The following is a 16,701-nucleotide window of genomic DNA, read 5'->3' on the forward strand; positions in this document are numbered from 1 at the left end:
CTCCTGCACGTTCAAAAAAACAGGTCTCGCCTTACTTGGGCAAATCGGCCTTCACACCCTCGACGTAATAGTTCATCGAGGCCAGTTCCGCGTTGGTCGCTACGCTGCCAGCCGGAATCTTCACAGCGCCAGTCTGGTCCTTGATTGGGCCGGTGAACGGGTGGAACGCGCCGCTTTCGATGTCTGCGATGATCTTCTGTGCCTCAGTTTTCACGTCCGCTGGCACCAGATCGCTGATCGGCAACTCGACTGTGCCCTCTTTCAAGCCGCCCCAGTAATCCTGGGACTTCCAGGTGCCGTCGATAACAGACTGAGTCGCCTGAATGTAATGCGGCCCCCAATTGTTGACGATGGAAGTCAGCACCGCCTTGGGACCGAAATGCGCCATGTCCGAGGCGTAACCCACTGCATAGACGCCGCGACGTTCAGCTGCCTGAATCGGCGCGGGGCTGTCGGTGTGTTGGAAAATTACGTCGACACCCTGATCGATCAACGCGTTGGCGGCGTCCGCTTCCTTGCCCGGATCGAACCAGGAGTTGACCCACACCACCTTGATCTCGGTGCCGGGGTTGTATTTGTTCAGGGCCAGCTGAATGGCGTTGATATCACGCAACACTTCCGGAATCGGGAACGAAGCGACGTAACCGATCTTCTTGGTTTTGGTCATCTTCGCCGCGAGGAAGCCACCGACGTAGCGCCCTTCGTAGGTACGGGCCAGGTACGTGCCCATGTTCTTGTCCTGCTTGTAGCCGGTCGCGTGTTCGAAAGTCACTTTGGGAAATTGCTTGGCCACTTTCAGCGTCGGGTTCATGTAGCCGAACGAGGTGGTGAACACCAGGTCGTAACCACTCTTTGCCATGTTGCGGATGACGCGCTCGGCGTCCGCGCCTTCCGGTACGTTTTCGACAAAACTGGTGGTCACTTTGTCGCCCAGTGCCTTGGCCATGGCTTGACGGCCCTGCTCGTGCTGGTAGGTCCATCCATGATCGCCAATCGGCCCAATATAGACGAAGCCGACTTTCAGCGGATCAGCCGCAACGGCCATCAGACTTGAACTCAGGCCAACGACAGCGGCCATGGCGCACAGCATTTTTTTCAGCGAATGACGTGAGTGAAGGGTGGAAAGCATGCAGGTCGAGCTCCTTTGGTCTTGTGGGCCGGGCCGTCTGGGCGGGGCGTTCTACTCAATGCAAAAAGCTGACCAATAAGACAGGTCTCGCGTATTGCGCGGTTTGTCTCGCTGCTCCGGATTCAGCGGTCCGCAGGCATGTTCCTGTTCGGTGCGCTGGGGGTTGAGCACGCTGCCAACCGGTGCAGAAAACCTGATTGCTGTTGCAAGCCGGGCTGCAGCGGGATGACGTTCATGGGTTTGATCGTTCTTGTCTTGAAACCTTTAATTACAACAAGCACTCTCAACGCCTTGAGCAGTTATCACTTCATGGACGTGCGGCATCGGTCGCAAGGATAAAAGGCAGCGATGGGCACGATTCTCAAGCAAGAAAAATTTCTCCTGTTGGCGGTGATCGCGACCTGTTTCGCCTACCCGTTCGAGCACCAGTTGCTCAGTCACGGCCATACCGTCGCCCTGATCGCCGGCGTTGTCCTGGTGGCGTTCATCGTCTGCGCGTCGATGCGCGTTGCCCATCACGCCGAACTGCTCGCCGAAAAGGTCGGCGATCCCTACGGCACCATGATCCTGACCCTGTCCGCGGTGCTGGTCGAAGTCGTGATCCTGGCGATCATGATGAGCAACGAGCCGTCACCCACGCTAGTGCGCGACACCATTTATTCGGCGGTCATGCTGGATATCAATGGCATCCTCGGTCTGGCCGCGTTGATGGGCGGACTCAAGCATGGCGAGCAGTCCTACAACGATGATTCGGCGCGGTCCTACAGTGTGATGATCCTGACCGCGATGGCGGTGTCGATGGTGGTGCCGGAGTTCATCCCCGAATCGAACTGGAAGCTGTACTCGGCCTTCACCATTGGCGCGATGATCTTGCTGTACGGGCTGTTCTTGCGCATGCAGGTGGGGCCGCACAGTTACTTCTTCAGCTACAGCTACCCTGACAAGAAGCGGCGCAAGGAGCAGGCCCAGCACACAGAGCCAGAGGTGAACCTGTCGCTGTCCATCGGCATTCTGGTATTTGGCGTGGTGATCATCGGCGCGCTGGCGGAAGTCATGTCCAAAACCGTGGACCTGGGCCTCGAAGGCAGCGGCGCGCCGCCGGTGATGACAGCAATCCTGGTGGCGGCGATTTCTGCTGCGCCTGAAATCCTGACGGCATTACGCGCTGCGCTGGCCAACCGCATGCAGTCGGTGGTGAACATTGCGCTGGGTGCTTCGCTGTCCACGGTGATTCTGACCGTCCCGGTGATGGAAGCGATGGCGCTGTATACCGGCCAGCCGTTTCAGATGGCGATGACGCCGGTGCAAACGGTGATGATCTTCGTCACCCTGCTGATCAGCGCCATCAACCTTAACGATGGCGAGACCAACGCCATCGAAGGCATGACCCACTTCGTGCTGTTCGCGACGTTCGTGATGTTGTCGTTGATGGGTTTATAAGGCGAATCGACGGTCGCCACGCTCCTGTAGCAGTCCGGCTTGCCGGGGGTGACGGCCGTTATGTCGCCTCCGCCGGCAAGCCGGATTGTCAGAAGGGGACTGACATTAACCCCTGATCAATTCTTCCGCCGCCTGCCTGTGATCGGCAATCAACCCCTTCAAATCCAGCCCCTCCACCTGACCGTCAACCACCCGCCATTTGCCGCCAATCATGACTCGATCCGCCCGATCGGCTCCACATAGCAGCAATGCCGACAAAGGATCATGACTGCCGGAAAAACGCAGCTCATCCAGTTTGAACAGCGCCAGGTCCGCCTGCTTGCCCAGTGCCAGCTCGCCGATATCGCTTCTGCCCAACAACTTCGCCGAACCTCGCGTCGCCCAGCCCAGGGCCAGTTCCGGGGTGATCTTCTCGGCGCCATAACGCAGCCGTTGCAGATACAGCGCCTGCTTGGCCTCCAGCATCATGTTCGATGCATCGTTGGAGGCCGAGCCGTCCACGCCCAGTCCAACCGGCGCACCGGCTGCGATCAGCTCCAGCGTCGGGCAGATGCCGGATGCCAGTCGCATGTTCGAACTCGGGCAATGACAAATGCCCGTTCCTGCTTCGCCCAGGCGCGCGATTTCTTGTTCATTGAAATGAATGCCGTGAGCCAGCCAGGTGCGCGGGCCGAGCCAGCCGACACTGTCCAGATAATCCACCGTGCGCAGCCCGAATCGCTGCAGGCAGAAATCTTCTTCATCCAGGGTTTCAGCCAGGTGCGTATGCAGGCGCACATCGAGCGTTTCCGCCAGTGCCGCGCTTTCGGCCATGATCTCGGTGGTCACCGAAAACGGCGAGCAGGGTGCCAGCGCAATCTGGATCTGCGCGCCATCGCCCCGCTCATGGTAACGGTCGATCAGACGCTGGCTGTCCTCCAGAATCACCTGCCCCTGCTGGACGGTCTGCTGCGGCGGGAGCCCGCCATCAGCCTCACCCAGACTCATCGAACCGCGCGTCAACATCGCACGCATGCCTAGCTCGCGCACACTGTCGACCTGAACATCGATGGCGTTTTCCAGCCCTTCCGGAAACAGGTAATGATGGTCGGCCGCCGTGGTGCAGCCAGATAACAGCAACTCGGTCAGCGCGACCTTGCTCGCCAGTGCCAGCTTCGCCGGAGTCAACCGCGCCCATACCGGATACAGCGTCTTCAGCCAGGGGAACAGCGGCTGATTGACCACCGGCGCCCAGGCTCGGGTAAGAGTTTGGTAGAAGTGGTGATGAGTGTTGATCAGCCCCGGCAGCAGCACATGCTCGCGCGCATCGAAGACTTGATCACAGGGCAGCGCGGGCGACTGGCCCGCGGCGAGCAGTTCGACGATCACGTCGTTCTCGACCACCAGACCGCCCCGGGCATCGAGAGCGTTGGCAGTGAACACAGCAAGGGGATTTTTCAACCAGATACGGATCGCAGGCATTGGCCGGCTCCTCTGAAAGTGGGTTCAGGTAGCCAGCTCAGTTTTGCCCTGTCTGCTGATCCAGGGTCGCCGCGAAGTGGAACGTGTCGCGAAGCGAGGGTGGGGAGTTTAGGGTCACCTTGGGAGCGATGCAAGGTTGTCAGTCGGCCGCTGTGGCAGCGTGGCTTGCCGGTGGTGAGAGGTTCGAAACCACCATCGCCGGCAAGCCGTGCTGCTACAGGATCGGCACGCCGGCCCCCCGTTTTCCCGATTCACCGCATTTACGAATGGCGAAGTATCACCAAGGAATCGTCTCACCCTTGTAGTTCACGAAATGATGGCCACCTTCCCCGGCAAATCGCTCGAGTTGCTCGACCATGCCGCGCACGCTGGTCTCGACGTCGATATCCGCACCTTCCCCGCCCATGGCTGTGCGAACCCAGCCGGGGTGCATCGAGAGCACGGTGGGTTTGTTATCGCCCAGTTGACTGACGAAGGTGTTGGTCATCGAATTAAGGGCCGCTTTGCTGGCCTTGTACAGGGCCATTTCCGGGGCGTCGGGCATGGTGATGCTGCCGAGCACCGAGCTCATGAAGGCGATGATGCCGGTGCCGGGACGGATCTGACCGACGAAACGTTTGGCGAGACGAATGGGCGCAACGGCGTTGGTCAGGAACAGTTGGCCCAGTTCGCCCGCCGTGGCATCGGTCGGGTTGTCGTGCAGGGGCCCCATGACCCCCGCATTGACGAAGAGCAGGTCGTACACCTTATCCCTGAGGTTAAGCGCGAGGACTTCCAGCGACGATTGCTCGTCCATGTCCAGGGTTTGAATGTGAACACCGGGAATGGCTTTCAATTCATCAGCCTTGTGCGTGTCGCGAACGGTGGCGGTGACTTCCCAACCCAGTTCGGTCAGACGTTTTACCAGTCCGAGCCCCAGGCCGCGGGAAGCGCCGATGATCAGCGCGGTTTTGTTGGCAGGCATGAATGTCACTCCTTGAAGAACGAAACGAAGCAGCGTTAGCAGGGTGGACCGCGGCTGGCCTCAGGAATTTGTTTTTCCGGCGCAACGGTCATCCACTGCCAAGCCTCAGTGCCCCGACTGCCAGGGTTGTCCGAGCGACACTGGCGCATACAGTCGAGTGCGCAATGCGTTGCGCGACAGTAGCACCAGCACCACGATCGTCGCGACGTACGGCAACATCGCCAACAGGTTGGAGGGGATAGCCAGACCGACGCCCTGAGCGACCAGGTACAGGATGCTGGCGAAGCCGAAAAGATAAGCGCCCAGCAGCAATCGCCATACCCGCCAGCTGGCGAAGACCACAAGGGCCAGAGCGATCCAGCCCCTGCCGGCGCTCATGTTTTCTGCCCACATCGGTGTATACGCCAGCGACAGATAAGCGCCGGCGAGCCCGGCCATTGCGCCACCGAAGAGCACCGCCAGGGTGCGCACGAACAACACCGGAAGTCCCATCGCGCTCGCAGCGTTGGGGTTTTCTCCTACAGCCTGAATGATCAGTCCCACACGACTTTTCAGAAGAGTCCACGCCACCACGGCGAACAGAGCGAAGGAGAGATACACCAGGATGTCTTGGGCGAAGAGCATCCGCCCGATCAATGGGATGTCGCTCAGCCAGGGAATCACGATGGGTTCGAAACCGGTCAATGGTTTGCCGACCCAGGCGGCGCCGACGAAGCTCGACAGGCCGACGCCGAAAATCGTCAGAGCCAGCCCTGTGGCCACCTGATTGGCGTTGAATACCAGGGCCACCAGGGCGAACAGCGACGACAGCAGCATGCCCGCCAGTATCGCAAGCACAACGCCGAGCCACAGACTACCGGTGCTGAGGGCGACGATGAAACCGATCACCGCGCCGAACAGCATCATGCCTTCCTGCCCGAGGTTCAGCACGCCGCTCTTTTCACAGACCAACTCGCCCATCGCCACCAGCAGCAGCGGAGTGCCGCAACGGACGGTGGCGAAGAAAATGTTACTCAACAGATCGATGTCCATCACACGGCTCCCGGCACAGCGGCCATCTGGCGGCGGGCCCAGCGCAATTTGAGGCGCGGGCGGTAAAGAATCAGCACATCGCAGGCCAGCAGGAAGAACAGCATCATCCCCTGAAACAGTTGCGTGATGGCTTGAGGTAAATTGAGGGTCATCTGTGCGCTTTCCCCGCCGAGATACAGCAGCGCCATCAGCAGGCTCGAGAACAGAATGCCCAGTGGATTCAGGCGTCCAAGGAATGCCACGGTGATCGCTGCATAGCCGTAGCCGGGCGAAACCTGCGGCACCAGTTGCCCGATTGGCCCCGTCACTTCACAGACCCCTGCCAAACCGGCCAGCCCACCACTGATCAAAAGCGCCAGCCAAATCAGACCTTTCTCACGAAACCCGACGAAGCCGGCTGCACGTTTGTCCAGCCCGAGCACCTTGATCTGAAAGCCGACGAAGCTGCGTTGCAACAAAACCCAGACCGCGACCAGCGCCAGCAACGCGAAATACACCCCGGCATGCACGCGACCGTCTTCGGTCAGCAGGGGCAGTCGGCTGGCATCGCCGAACATGGCGGACTCGGGGAAGTTCATGCCTGCAGGATCTTTCAGCGGCCCATGTACGAAATACAGCAACAGGTTAAGGGCGATGTAGTTGAGCATGATGCTGGTGAGAATTTCATTGGCATTGAAATGGGTGCGCAGCCAGGCGGTCAGCCCTGCCCACGCCGCCCCGGCCGCTACGCCGACCAGCAGGATCAGCGCCAGTATCCAGCGGCTTTCGATGTCGATGACATTGACCGCCACCGCACTGCCCGCCAGCGCACCGATCAGCAATTGGCCTTCGGCCCCGATGTTCCAGATACGCGCCTGATAGGCCACCGCCAGACCCAGCGCGCAAAGCAGAATCGGCAGCGTCTTGACCATCAATTCGGACACGCCATACATATCGCTGACCGGGGCGATAAGGAGCGTGTGCAAGGTCAGCAGCGGGTCGAGCCCCAGTGCGATAAACAGCAGCGATCCTGATACCAGGGTCAGAACGGCTGCGAGCAGCGGGGAAAACCACAACATGGCGCGCGATTCCTGCCCGCGCGGTTCCAGTGAAAGCAACATCGCCATCTCCGTTATATAGGTCGTTAAGACAGCCGTTAGATCTGCGGGGCCGCGTCGGGTTGAGAGGGGGAGGCATCGAATTGACCAGCCATCCAGCCGCCGACCTGCACCTGGCTGGTCTGCGCGGTTGGCGCCAGCGCCGATAAGCGACCGGATGACAGGGCCGCCACCCGATCACTGATCTGAAACAGCTCATCGAGGTCTTCGGAAATCACTAGAATCGCAGCGCCTGCATCGCGCAGGGCGATCAGCGCCCGATGAATCGCGGCTGCAGCTCCGACATCCACGCCCCAGGTCGGGTGGGCGGCGACCAACAGCCTGGGGCTCTGCAGGATTTCGCGACCGAGAATGAATTTCTGCAGATTACCGCCCGACAGGCTGCGGGCCGCGGTATGTGCGTTCGGTGTTTTCACGGCGAAACGCTGGATGATGGTTTCGGCCAGCGCTTGAACCTTGCTGCGCTGGATCAACCCTTTGCTCACCAGTCCTTGCTGAAAGGCGGTTAACAGCGCGTTGTCCGTCAGGCTCATTTCCGGCACTGCGCCATGACCCAGGCGCTCGGCGGGTACGAAGGCAAGACCCTGTCTGCGCCTGGCGTCCGGGCGTAAATGCGCGACGGCTTGATTGGCAAAACGAATCCGCTGCGCGTCGGATCGGCTCAGCGTCTGCTCGCCACTGAGCAGCGCCAGCAATTCGTCCTGGCCGTTGCCCGCGACCCCGGCGACGCCGACTATCTCGCCGCTGCGCACCTCGAGCTGCACATCTGTCAGCGAGCAGCCGAATGGGTCGGGGTTGTGCCACGACAGCTTATCGACTTGCAGAAAAGACGCGGTGCCCGACGCTTTGGGGTATTGCGCGACCAGCCCCTCGGCGTCACCGACCATCAGACGCGCCAGTTGCAAATCGCTGCATTCGGCCGGCTTGCAATGCCCTGAAACCTTGCCGCCGCGAAGCACTGTCGCGCTGTGACAAAGCGCGCGCACCTCTCCCAGTTTGTGGCTGATGAATAGAATGCTGCAGCCTTCATCGGCCAGTCGACGTAGGGTGACGAACAGATCCTCGGCCTCTTGGGGCGTGAGTACGGAGGTTGGCTCATCGAGAATCAGCAGGCGAATTTCCTGCATCAGGCAGCGAATGATCTCTACCTTCTGCCGTTCGCCAATAGACAGACTGTGCACCAGGCGCTGGGGTTCGAGCGCCATGCCATAGCGCTGGGAGACTTCGCGGATCTTTGGCTCCAACTGCTTCGGTGTACCCGCCGCAGCGCCCATGGCCAAGGCAATGTTTTGCGCCACGCTCAGCGTTTCGAACAGCGAGAAGTGCTGGAACACCATGCCGATGCCCAGCTCCCGTGCCTGGGCTGGGTTGCGCATGTTCAGCGGCTGACCCTGCCAGATGATCTGCCCCGCATCGGGCTGCACCACGCCATAAATGATCTTCATAAGCGTGCTCTTGCCCGCGCCGTTCTCGCCGAGCAAGGCGTGGATTTCGCCCGGCTGGATACTCAAATCGATAGCGTCGTTGGCGAGACACCCGGGGTATCGCTTGGTGATGTGGCGCAGTTGCAGGCGCGCTTGATTCATTGACTGGGGCATGAAGGGCTCGGTGAAAAATGGATCGCACTTGCATGTAGCAATTTCCTGGCCAGCTGGTCAGGTTTTTGCTGCGTATGGGAGGTGGATGTCATGGAGCCCGTTGGCAGCGAGGGTCGCTGGCAGTGGGGTGGTTGAAATCGTTAGCGCCAACGAGCCGTGCTGCTACAGAAGAGGATGATCATCGACAGTCGTGAGCACTTTCTGAGGGCATCGAATTTCCCCACGTTTCAATTTGGTTCAATTTTCTGGATGAAAAATGACCAAATGACGGCAGGCGCGAGCTCCCCGGCACTCTGGACAGCCGTGCACTTGTTATCCACTGGTTGCTCCACAGTTAATGTGCGCAAGTCCAAATCCTCGATATAAGTGCGCGCAAGAACAGGAAGGACTCGCGTCAGGGCCGCCTAACATTCTGTTTTTCAGCGGATTAGTGCGATGGATAAGTCGATTGATCAAAAAATGTGCAGAACCCTAATGCCCATATGCTTCAAGGGCTACGCGTGAATATGCTCAGCTTGTCCACAGGCAAGTGCACAGTAGATGTGGGCAATCCGCGTTCCCGCATGTGTCTGCAGGGTGCGCGTCAAACGTCTTTATGATGCAACACAATACGTCCGCGGCTGATATCGGAGAGCTGACGCTGAAAGGTTTCGACTTGCTCAAGCCCGAGGGCGATCAATAGTTCCACGCCGATGGCAGTGAAGGTCTCGCTCTGCACCAGACCGTGCAACTCGCCAAGCCTCAGCTTCACCAACGCCAATTCGCTGAAGCTGCAATCGAAACTCAGCGTGACGCGGTTGATCAGCGGCAAACGTTCGGCCTGTTGCAGGCATTTGTTTGCACCACCGCCATAGGCCCGCGCCAGGCCGCCCGTGCCCAACTGAATGCCGCCATACCAGCGAATCACCAGCACCACGACCTGATCGAAGTCTTGCGCTTCGATGGCCGCGAGAATTGGCCGACCTGCGGTGCCGCCTGGCTCGCCGTCATCGGTGCTGCGGTATTGCGCGCCCAGCTTCCAGGCCCAGCAATTGTGCGTGGCACTGAGATCGCTGTTCTGCTCGATGAACGCCTGCGCATCCGCGGGGCTGGTGATGGGGGAAGCGAGGGTGATGAAGCGGCTCTTGCGAATCTCTTCACGAAACTCACAAGGGCCGACGAGGGTAGAAGGCATGAAGATTCCAGCTGAAAATCAGATTGATCTTACGTTCGGATCGGAGGCGTCAGCCCGCAACCTTTGAGAATAATGCGAATCAGGTTATCGCCCGCTTCTTCCATATCCTGCTTGGTCAGCCGTGTGCGGCCGGTGACCTGGCAGATTTGCGTGGCGAAGTCGGCGTAATGCTGAGTGCTGCCCCATAGCAGGAAGATCAGGTGTACCGGGTCGACCGAGTCCATCTTGCCGGCGTCGATCCATGCCTGAAACACCGATGCACGTCCCTGAAACCAGGCTCTGTAATCCTGGCTGAAATACTCGTTCAGGCATTCTCCACCGCCGATGATCTCCATCGCGAAGATGCGCGAGGCCTGCGGCTGGCGCCGGGAAAACTCCATTTTTGCGCGGATGTAGTGGGCCAGCGCCTGGGCCGGATCGTCCTCGACCTTCAGGTTGTTAAAGGTGCTGTCCCACAACTGGATGATGTTACTCAAGACCGCGATGTACAGCCCGAGTTTATTGGTGAAGTAGTAGTGCAGGTTGGCTTTGGGCAGTCCGGCATTCTGCGCAATGGTGTTCATGCTGGTGCCTTTGAACCCGTGACGAGCGAACTCGTCCTCGGCAGCCTTCATGATCGTTTCTTCATTCTTCTGACGAATACGGCTCGCCGGTTTGGTGGCGCTGACGCTGTGAGCAGGGACTTCGAGGGTCATGTGCAATTCCAGACGGATCATTGGGTGCGACGGGGTGAACAGATAACGCACCCGCGACGATCCGACAAGCATTGGCAGTGCAAATTAATGCTCAAGGGCCTGCGGTTCATGCTTTTTTTCAGCGACGGCCTCTTTGCCTTCCGGCAACAGCAGGCTCATCACGAGCGCGGTCAAGCCACCGCTGGTGATCGCCGAGTCGAACAGGTTCTGCACCAGTTGCGGCAAGTGGTGCAACAGGGTGGGCTGTGCAGCGATACCCAATCCCACGCCGAACGATGTTGCGATAATCAACATGCTACGACGATCCAACGGCGACTGAGACAGGATGCGAACCCCAGCGGCAGCGACACTGCCGAACATGACCAGGGTCGCGCCGCCGAGGACAGGTTTGGGAATCTGCTGAAGAATCGCACCGATCACAGGGAAAAGTCCGAGCAAAAACAGGATCGCTCCGATGTAGAGGCCGACGTACCGACTGGCTACTCCGGTCAATTGGATCACGCCGTTGTTCTGCGCGAATGTCGTGTTGGGAAAGGCGCAGAACGTCGCGGCAATCATGCAGCTGACGCCATCGCCCAGCACGCCGCCCTTGAGACGCGCAATGTAGCTTGGGCCTTTGATCGGCTCGCGAGACAACATGCAATTGGCGGTCAAATCGCCTACGGTTTCGATGCTGCTGATCAGATAAATCAGTGCGACAGGCAGGAAAGCGGCCCAATCGAAGCTGAAACCGAAGCGGAAGGGCGTGGGAATGCTGATCAAAGCCACATCGCTGATTGAATGAGGAACCAACTTGCCGCTGAACCATGCTGCGATACTGCCGACCGCCAGGCCGATGATAATGGCCGACAGACGCACCCAGGGAGTGTTCGAGCGGTTCAGCAGAATGATCACCAACAGCACGAAGACGCCAAGCACCAGATTGATCGGCTCGCCGAAGTCGGGGGCATTGAAGCCGCCACCCAGGTCGGTTACGCCTACCTTGATCAGGCTGACACCAATCAGGGTGATGACGATGCCGGTCACCAGCGGCGTGATCACGCGGCGCAACTGGCCTATGAAACGGCTGAGAACGATCTGCACGATAGCGCCGAAAAAGCACACACCAAACACCATCGCCATGATCTCCTCCGGGCTGCCACCGCGCTGTTTGACCGTGAAGCCGGCTGCGAGCACGGCGCCCAGAAATGCGAAGCTGGTGCCTTGAAGGCAGATCATTCCTGCGCCGATGCCAAACGGACGACGAGCCTGGATGAAAGTACCTACGCCCGAAACCATCAACGCCATGCTGATCAGGTACGGTAGGTAGACACCCAGTCCCAGGGCCGAACCGATGATCAACGGTGGGGTAATAATTCCTACGAACGCGGCGAGCACATGCTGAACCGCCGCGAGAATCGCTGGCGCGGGTTTGGGGCGGTCGTTGAGGCCGTAGATCAGGTCGTTGGTGTCTGGCGCTTCAGGATGCATGCTGGACTCTCGGTTTTGTGTTTGGCCAAGTCGGTGAGCCTGCCCACACCCGAAAACGCCCCAGATGCTGTAGGAGCGAGCTTATTCGGGAGGTTCTTCAGACGCTGGAGATACCTTGAACGTACGCCGCCCCTGGGATATCTCACCGACATCCGCTGTTACTGCAAAAACCTGTCCAACTGATCAGATAGTTTCGTGATAATGTGTTTTATATCTATATAAATCATATAGTTAATAAGTTTATTCGAGTTTTAGAAGTGACATTGCTCACTGCGTATTCATACTCGAAAGCCTCACCGTGTAGCAGCCAGACTCTCCAGGAAGCTCTCCAGCACCAAATGAGGGCGCCGGCCTTTACAGGTGACGGTGACCAGGCTCAGGTCATAAAAACGTGCTTGAGGTTTCAAGGCGCGCAGGCGACCTTGTTGTACCCAGAACGTCGCGTAATGGTCAGGCAGATAGCCGATGTAGCGTCCCGTCAGAATCAGGAACGCCATCCCTTCTCGGTCCGACGCGCTGGCGGTGCATTTAAGCGCTTGATAATGAGCTTGAATTTCGGCAGGCAGCCGGAAGGTGGGCGCTATCGCCTCCTGCTCTGCCAGTCGTTCGTCGCCCAATTGAGCGTCATCCACGTAAAAAAGCGGATGGCCAACCGCGCAGTAAAGCAGCGAGCGTTCGCTGTAGAGGGCTTGATATTCAAGGCCCGACAAGGCACTGGCATGCGGCACGACGCCGACATGCAGGCTGCCATCGAGCACGCCTTGCTCGACCTCGTTGGGTGCGATCATGCGGATATTGATGTGCACATCCGGGCCACGTTCTTTCAAATGCGACAGCGCGTGAGTAATTCGCATATGGGGGAGGGTGACCAGGTTGTCGGTCAGGCCAATATTCAGCTCGCCGCGTAAATGTCGGTGGAGGCCGTTGACCTCTGTACGAAAACTTTCCAGAGCGCTCAATAGCTGTAGCGATGACTGGTAAACCTCTCGCCCCTCTTCTGTCAGTGAAAAGCCCGCGCGGCCACGCTGGCAAAGGCGTAATCCCAGACGTTGCTCCAGATCGCTCATCTGCTGGCTGATGGCCGAGCGGCCGATGCCCAGCGCGCTTTCGGCCGCGGAGAACCCTCCCGATTCGACTACGCTTCGAAAGATACGCAAAAGCCGGATATCAAAGTCGCTGACCTGCGCCAAGGGATCGGAACGGCGTGTGCTCATTGTTTAGTGGTCCGCTAACTAAAGATTGGAAAAGTAGGATTTTAGCGACTTTATGCCCGTGGCAACGTAGCTGCAACACGGCCCTGTCTCCTGACCTGCTCTGGGGTTTAAAGACAGGCCACCCACGTCCTTGTGAGGTTAATTCCAATGAACATGCCCGAATCGTCCGATATGTCTCTGGCCAGTCAGCTCAAGCTCGATGCGCACTGGATGCCCTACACCGCGAACCGCAATTTCCAGCGCGATCCGCGACTGATCGTGGCGGCGGAGGGCAGTTATCTGACAGACGACAAGGGCCGCAAGATCTACGATGGCCTTTCCGGTCTGTGGACCTGTGGCGCCGGGCATACGCGCAAGGAAATTCAGGAAGCAGTCGCCAAGCAACTGGGTACTCTGGACTATTCGCCCGCCTTTCAGTTTGGCCATCCGCTGTCCTTTCAGTTGGCGGAGAAAATTACCGATCTGACCCCTGGCAGCCTGAACCATGTGTTCTACACCGACTCAGGCTCCGAATGCGCCGATACGGCGGTGAAGATGGTGCGTGCGTACTGGCGCCTCAAAGGTCAGGCGACCAAGACGAAAATGATCGGTCGTGCGCGCGGGTATCACGGGGTGAACATCGCGGGGACCAGCCTGGGTGGGGTAAACGGTAACCGCAAGATGTTTGGCCAGTTGATGGATGTCGATCATCTGCCTCACACCTTACTGGCGAGCAATGCCTATTCCCGTGGCATGCCAGAGCAGGGTGGCATTGCGCTGGCCGATGAAATGCTCAAGCTGATCGAATTGCACGATGCGTCGAACATTGCCGCAGTGATTGTCGAACCGATGGCGGGTTCTGCAGGTGTGATCGTTCCGCCGCAGGGTTACCTCAAGCGTCTTCGCGAAATCTGCGATCAGCACAACATCCTGCTGATTTTCGACGAAGTGATCACCGGGTTTGGCCGCACCGGCTCGATGTTCGGCGCCGACAGCTTCGGTGTGACGCCGGACCTGATGTGTATTGCCAAACAAGTCACCAATGGCGCGATCCCGATGGGCGCGGTGATTGCCAGCAGCGAGATTTACCAGACATTCATGAATCAGCCGACCCCTGAGTACGCCGTGGAATTCCCCCATGGTTACACCTATTCGGCGCACCCGGTGGCCTGCGCGGCGGGTCTGGCGGTGCTGGATCTCCTCAAGCGCGAGAACCTTGTGCAGCAAGTGGCGGAAACCGCGCCGCATTTCGAGAATTCGCTTCACGGGCTTAAAGGTAGCAAGAACGTCATCGACATCCGTAACTACGGTCTGGCTGGCGCCATCCAGATCGCTGCTCGTGATGGCGACGCAATCGTTCGCCCGTTCGAAGCGGCGATGAAATTGTGGAAGGCAGGTTTCTACGTTCGCTTCGGCGGTGACACCCTGCAGTTCGGGCCGACCTTCAACAGCAAGCCACAGGATCTGGATCGCATGTTCGATGCTGTAGGCGAAGCGCTCAATCAGATCGACTGACTCCCTTCTTATCTATAAACAGGCGCACTGGGGTGCGCCTGCGGGCAATCTTTTTTCGGAGTTACGCATGAGCACCATTCAACACCTTATCCATGGCGAGCTGGTCAGCGACAACGGCCGCACAGCTGACGTTTTCAACCCGTCCACCGGTCAGGCGATTCACAAGGTTCCCTTGGCCAGCCGCGAAACCGTACAGCAGGCCATCGATTCGGCCAAAGCTGCATTCCCGGCCTGGCGCAACACACCGCCGGCCAAGCGCGCGCAAGTGATGTTTCGCTTCAAGCAATTGCTCGAGCAAAACGAGGCACGCATCGCGCAGTTGATCAGCGAAGAACACGGCAAGACTCTGGAAGACGCTGCCGGTGAATTGAAGCGAGGTATCGAGAACGTCGAGTACGCCTGCGCCGCGCCGGAAATCCTCAAGGGCGAGTACAGCCGTAACGTGGGGCCGAACATCGACGCTTGGTCTGATTTTCAGCCACTGGGTGTAGTAGCGGGTATCACCCCGTTCAACTTCCCGGCGATGGTACCGCTGTGGATGTATCCGCTGGCGATTGCTTGCGGTAATTGCTTCATCCTCAAGCCGTCCGAGCGTAATCCGAGCTCGACCCTGCTGATCGCGCAACTGCTGCATGACGCCGGGCTGCCGAAGGGCGTGCTGAACGTGGTGCATGGCGATAAGGGGGCAGTCGATGCGCTAATCGGAGCGCCGGAGGTGAAGGCGTTGAGTTTCGTTGGGTCAACGCCGATCGCCGAGTACATCTATAAGGAGGCGACTGCTCGCGGCAAGCGCGTTCAGGCGCTGGGTGGCGCGAAGAATCACGCCGTATTGATGCCGGATGCGGATCTGGATAACGCGGTGAGTGCACTCATGGGCGCTGCCTACGGTTCGTGCGGCGAGCGTTGTATGGCGATTTCGGTGGCGGTGTGCGTGGGTGATCAGGTTGCCGATGCGCTGATCGCCAAGCTGGTTCCGCAGATAAAGGCGCTGAAAATCGGTGCGGGAACATCCTGCGGTCTGGATATGGGGCCTTTGGTTACCGGTCAGCATCGGGACAAGGTCAGCGGCTATATAGAAGACGGTGTTGCGGCAGGCGCCAGGCTGGTTGTCGATGGGCGCGGGCTGACGGTTTCGGGGCATGAGGACGGTTTCTTCCTGGGTGGTTGCCTGTTTGATCAGGTCACCGCTGAGATGCGCATCTATAAAGAGGAGATCTTCGGGCCGGTGCTGTGCATCGTTCGCGTGAACAGCCTCGAACAGGCCATGCAACTTATCAACGAACACGAATATGGCAACGGCACCTGCATCTTTACCCGTGACGGTGAAGCTACGCGGTTATTCTGCGACGAGATTGAAGTAGGTATGGTGGGGGTCAACGTCCCGCTGCCCGTACCGGTTGCCTATCACAGCTTCGGTGGCTGGAAGCGCTCGCTGTTTGGCGATCTGCATGCCTATGGTCCCGATGGCGTGCGTTTCTATACCCGTCGCAAGGCAATCACTCAGCGTTGGCCGCAGCGTGCGAGCCATGAGGCGTCGCAGTTCGCGTTCCCCAGCCTCTAAACAGTGAAAACCTCGAGCCCTAAGCTGCAAGAAGGGGGCTATGCCCCTTTTCTTGCGGCTGCAGCTAGAAACTTTCAGCTTTTTCAAATCAAGGCTTGACGCCCCTCTGAATCTCTCTATAATTCGCCCCACTTCCGGCGCAGACGAAACGGAAAACTCCTTGATAATCAAAGAGTTGGACGAAGTAAGCAGCGAGGAAGCGCTTCGGTTCAGCAGCTTGAATCGACAGCGGTGAGGAAGGGGTTGACAGCAGGTTGTAATGCTGTAGAATTCGCCTCCCGCTGACGTGAGGCGGCAAGTCGAACGAGGCGCAAGTGGTTGAAGTTGCAAAGGAAACTTTGAAAGCTTCTGAAAATAACCGCTTGACAGATA

14 protein-coding genes are annotated in these 16,701 nt (G+C 58.7%); 3 read left to right on the forward strand and 11 right to left on the reverse strand.

The annotated features are described in order from the left end of the window. Positions 1-31: 31 nt before the first annotated feature. Positions 32-1,129 carry a BMP family ABC transporter substrate-binding protein gene (locus tag CE491_RS28510; RefSeq protein ID WP_110951660.1) on the reverse strand — a complete coding sequence of 366 codons (1,098 nt, stop codon included), beginning with the start codon at positions 1,127-1,129 and terminating at the stop codon, positions 32-34. Between the two features lie 348 nt (positions 1,130-1,477). Between CE491_RS28510 and CE491_RS28515 the strand changes: the two genes are divergently transcribed. Beyond that, complete coding sequence (locus tag CE491_RS28515; RefSeq protein WP_110951661.1) at positions 1,478-2,569, forward strand: calcium:proton antiporter; 1,092 nt, start codon at positions 1,478-1,480, stop codon at positions 2,567-2,569. A gap of 105 nt (positions 2,570-2,674) precedes the next feature. Here the strand turns inward: CE491_RS28515 and CE491_RS28520 are convergent, their stop codons facing one another. The 9 genes from CE491_RS28520 to CE491_RS28560 all read right to left on the reverse strand — a co-directional run bounded on the left by CE491_RS28520 (position 2,675) and on the right by CE491_RS28560 (position 13,274). Continuing rightward, complete coding sequence (locus CE491_RS28520) at positions 2,675-4,030, reverse strand: 8-oxoguanine deaminase (protein WP_110951662.1); 1,356 nt, start codon at positions 4,028-4,030, stop codon at positions 2,675-2,677. A 277-nt stretch (positions 4,031-4,307) separates the two neighbouring features. After that, positions 4,308-4,994 (reverse strand): SDR family oxidoreductase, encoded by a 687-nt coding sequence (locus tag CE491_RS28525; RefSeq protein ID WP_110951663.1) that lies wholly within the window; start codon positions 4,992-4,994, stop codon positions 4,308-4,310. Positions 4,995-5,099: 105 nt separating this feature from the next. Then, on the reverse strand, positions 5,100-6,026 hold the full coding sequence (locus CE491_RS28530; protein ID WP_110951664.1) for an ABC transporter permease: 927 nt from the start codon (positions 6,024-6,026) through the stop codon (positions 5,100-5,102). Then, complete coding sequence (locus tag CE491_RS28535) at positions 6,026-7,126, reverse strand: ABC transporter permease (RefSeq protein ID WP_110951665.1); 1,101 nt, start codon at positions 7,124-7,126, stop codon at positions 6,026-6,028. Before CE491_RS28535 ends, CE491_RS28530 begins: the two co-directional genes overlap by 1 nt. 35 nt (positions 7,127-7,161) lie before the next feature. Beyond that, positions 7,162-8,721 carry an ABC transporter ATP-binding protein gene (locus CE491_RS28540; RefSeq protein WP_110951666.1) on the reverse strand — a complete coding sequence of 520 codons (1,560 nt, stop codon included), beginning with the start codon at positions 8,719-8,721 and terminating at the stop codon, positions 7,162-7,164. Positions 8,722-9,304: 583 nt separating this feature from the next. Beyond that, positions 9,305-9,895, reverse strand: coding sequence for an IMPACT family protein (locus tag CE491_RS28545; RefSeq protein WP_110951667.1), 591 nt, complete (start codon positions 9,893-9,895; stop codon positions 9,305-9,307). 29 nt (positions 9,896-9,924) lie between these two features. Beyond that, positions 9,925-10,590, reverse strand: coding sequence for a TetR/AcrR family transcriptional regulator (locus CE491_RS28550; RefSeq protein ID WP_110951945.1), 666 nt, complete (start codon positions 10,588-10,590; stop codon positions 9,925-9,927). 84 nt (positions 10,591-10,674) lie between these two features. Beyond that, on the reverse strand, positions 10,675-12,060 hold the full coding sequence (locus tag CE491_RS28555) for a uracil-xanthine permease family protein (protein ID WP_110951668.1): 1,386 nt from the start codon (positions 12,058-12,060) through the stop codon (positions 10,675-10,677). A 293-nt stretch (positions 12,061-12,353) separates the two neighbouring features. Continuing rightward, complete coding sequence (locus tag CE491_RS28560) at positions 12,354-13,274, reverse strand: LysR family transcriptional regulator (protein ID WP_110951669.1); 921 nt, start codon at positions 13,272-13,274, stop codon at positions 12,354-12,356. Between the two features lie 147 nt (positions 13,275-13,421). Here CE491_RS28560 and CE491_RS28565 point away from each other — a divergent pair, with 147 nt between their 5' ends. Beyond that, entirely contained in the window at positions 13,422-14,768 is a 1,347-nt protein-coding gene (locus tag CE491_RS28565) for an aspartate aminotransferase family protein (protein ID WP_110951670.1), read from the forward strand. Between the two features lie 67 nt (positions 14,769-14,835). Then, positions 14,836-16,329 (forward strand): CoA-acylating methylmalonate-semialdehyde dehydrogenase, encoded by a 1,494-nt coding sequence (locus CE491_RS28570; RefSeq protein WP_110951671.1) that lies wholly within the window; start codon positions 14,836-14,838, stop codon positions 16,327-16,329. Between the two features lie 88 nt (positions 16,330-16,417). On the opposite strand, the gene CE491_RS30925 is transcribed toward CE491_RS28570, so the two are convergent. Then, positions 16,418-16,701, reverse strand: a 284-nt coding sequence (locus CE491_RS30925; protein ID WP_234407702.1) for a hypothetical protein, incomplete at its 5' end; no start/stop codon positions are given.

Source organism: Pseudomonas bohemica, from assembly GCF_002934685.1.
In the GTDB taxonomy this organism is placed as follows: Bacteria; Pseudomonadota; Gammaproteobacteria; order Pseudomonadales; family Pseudomonadaceae; genus Aquipseudomonas; species Aquipseudomonas bohemica.

What these genes read in the sequence shown, in the direction of transcription:
- CE491_RS28510 (WP_110951660.1), bottom strand. Translation starts at nt 1,129, where the DNA reads ATGCTTTCCACCCTTCACTCACGTCATTCGCTGAAAAAAATGCTGTGC.
- CE491_RS28515 (WP_110951661.1), top strand. Translation starts at nt 1,478, where the DNA reads ATGGGCACGATTCTCAAGCAAGAAAAATTTCTCCTGTTGGCGGTGATC.
- CE491_RS28520 (WP_110951662.1), bottom strand. Translation starts at nt 4,030, where the DNA reads ATGCCTGCGATCCGTATCTGGTTGAAAAATCCCCTTGCTGTGTTCACT.
- CE491_RS28525 (WP_110951663.1), bottom strand. Translation starts at nt 4,994, where the DNA reads ATGCCTGCCAACAAAACCGCGCTGATCATCGGCGCTTCCCGCGGCCTG.
- CE491_RS28530 (WP_110951664.1), bottom strand. Translation starts at nt 6,026, where the DNA reads ATGGACATCGATCTGTTGAGTAACATTTTCTTCGCCACCGTCCGTTGC.
- CE491_RS28535 (WP_110951665.1), bottom strand. Translation starts at nt 7,126, where the DNA reads ATGTTGCTTTCACTGGAACCGCGCGGGCAGGAATCGCGCGCCATGTTG.
- CE491_RS28540 (WP_110951666.1), bottom strand. Translation starts at nt 8,721, where the DNA reads ATGCCCCAGTCAATGAATCAAGCGCGCCTGCAACTGCGCCACATCACC.
- CE491_RS28545 (WP_110951667.1), bottom strand. Translation starts at nt 9,895, where the DNA reads ATGCCTTCTACCCTCGTCGGCCCTTGTGAGTTTCGTGAAGAGATTCGC.
- CE491_RS28550 (WP_110951945.1), bottom strand. Translation starts at nt 10,590, where the DNA reads ATGACCCTCGAAGTCCCTGCTCACAGCGTCAGCGCCACCAAACCGGCG.
- CE491_RS28555 (WP_110951668.1), bottom strand. Translation starts at nt 12,060, where the DNA reads ATGCATCCTGAAGCGCCAGACACCAACGACCTGATCTACGGCCTCAAC.
- CE491_RS28560 (WP_110951669.1), bottom strand. Translation starts at nt 13,274, where the DNA reads ATGAGCACACGCCGTTCCGATCCCTTGGCGCAGGTCAGCGACTTTGAT.
- CE491_RS28565 (WP_110951670.1), top strand. Translation starts at nt 13,422, where the DNA reads ATGAACATGCCCGAATCGTCCGATATGTCTCTGGCCAGTCAGCTCAAG.
- CE491_RS28570 (WP_110951671.1), top strand. Translation starts at nt 14,836, where the DNA reads ATGAGCACCATTCAACACCTTATCCATGGCGAGCTGGTCAGCGACAAC.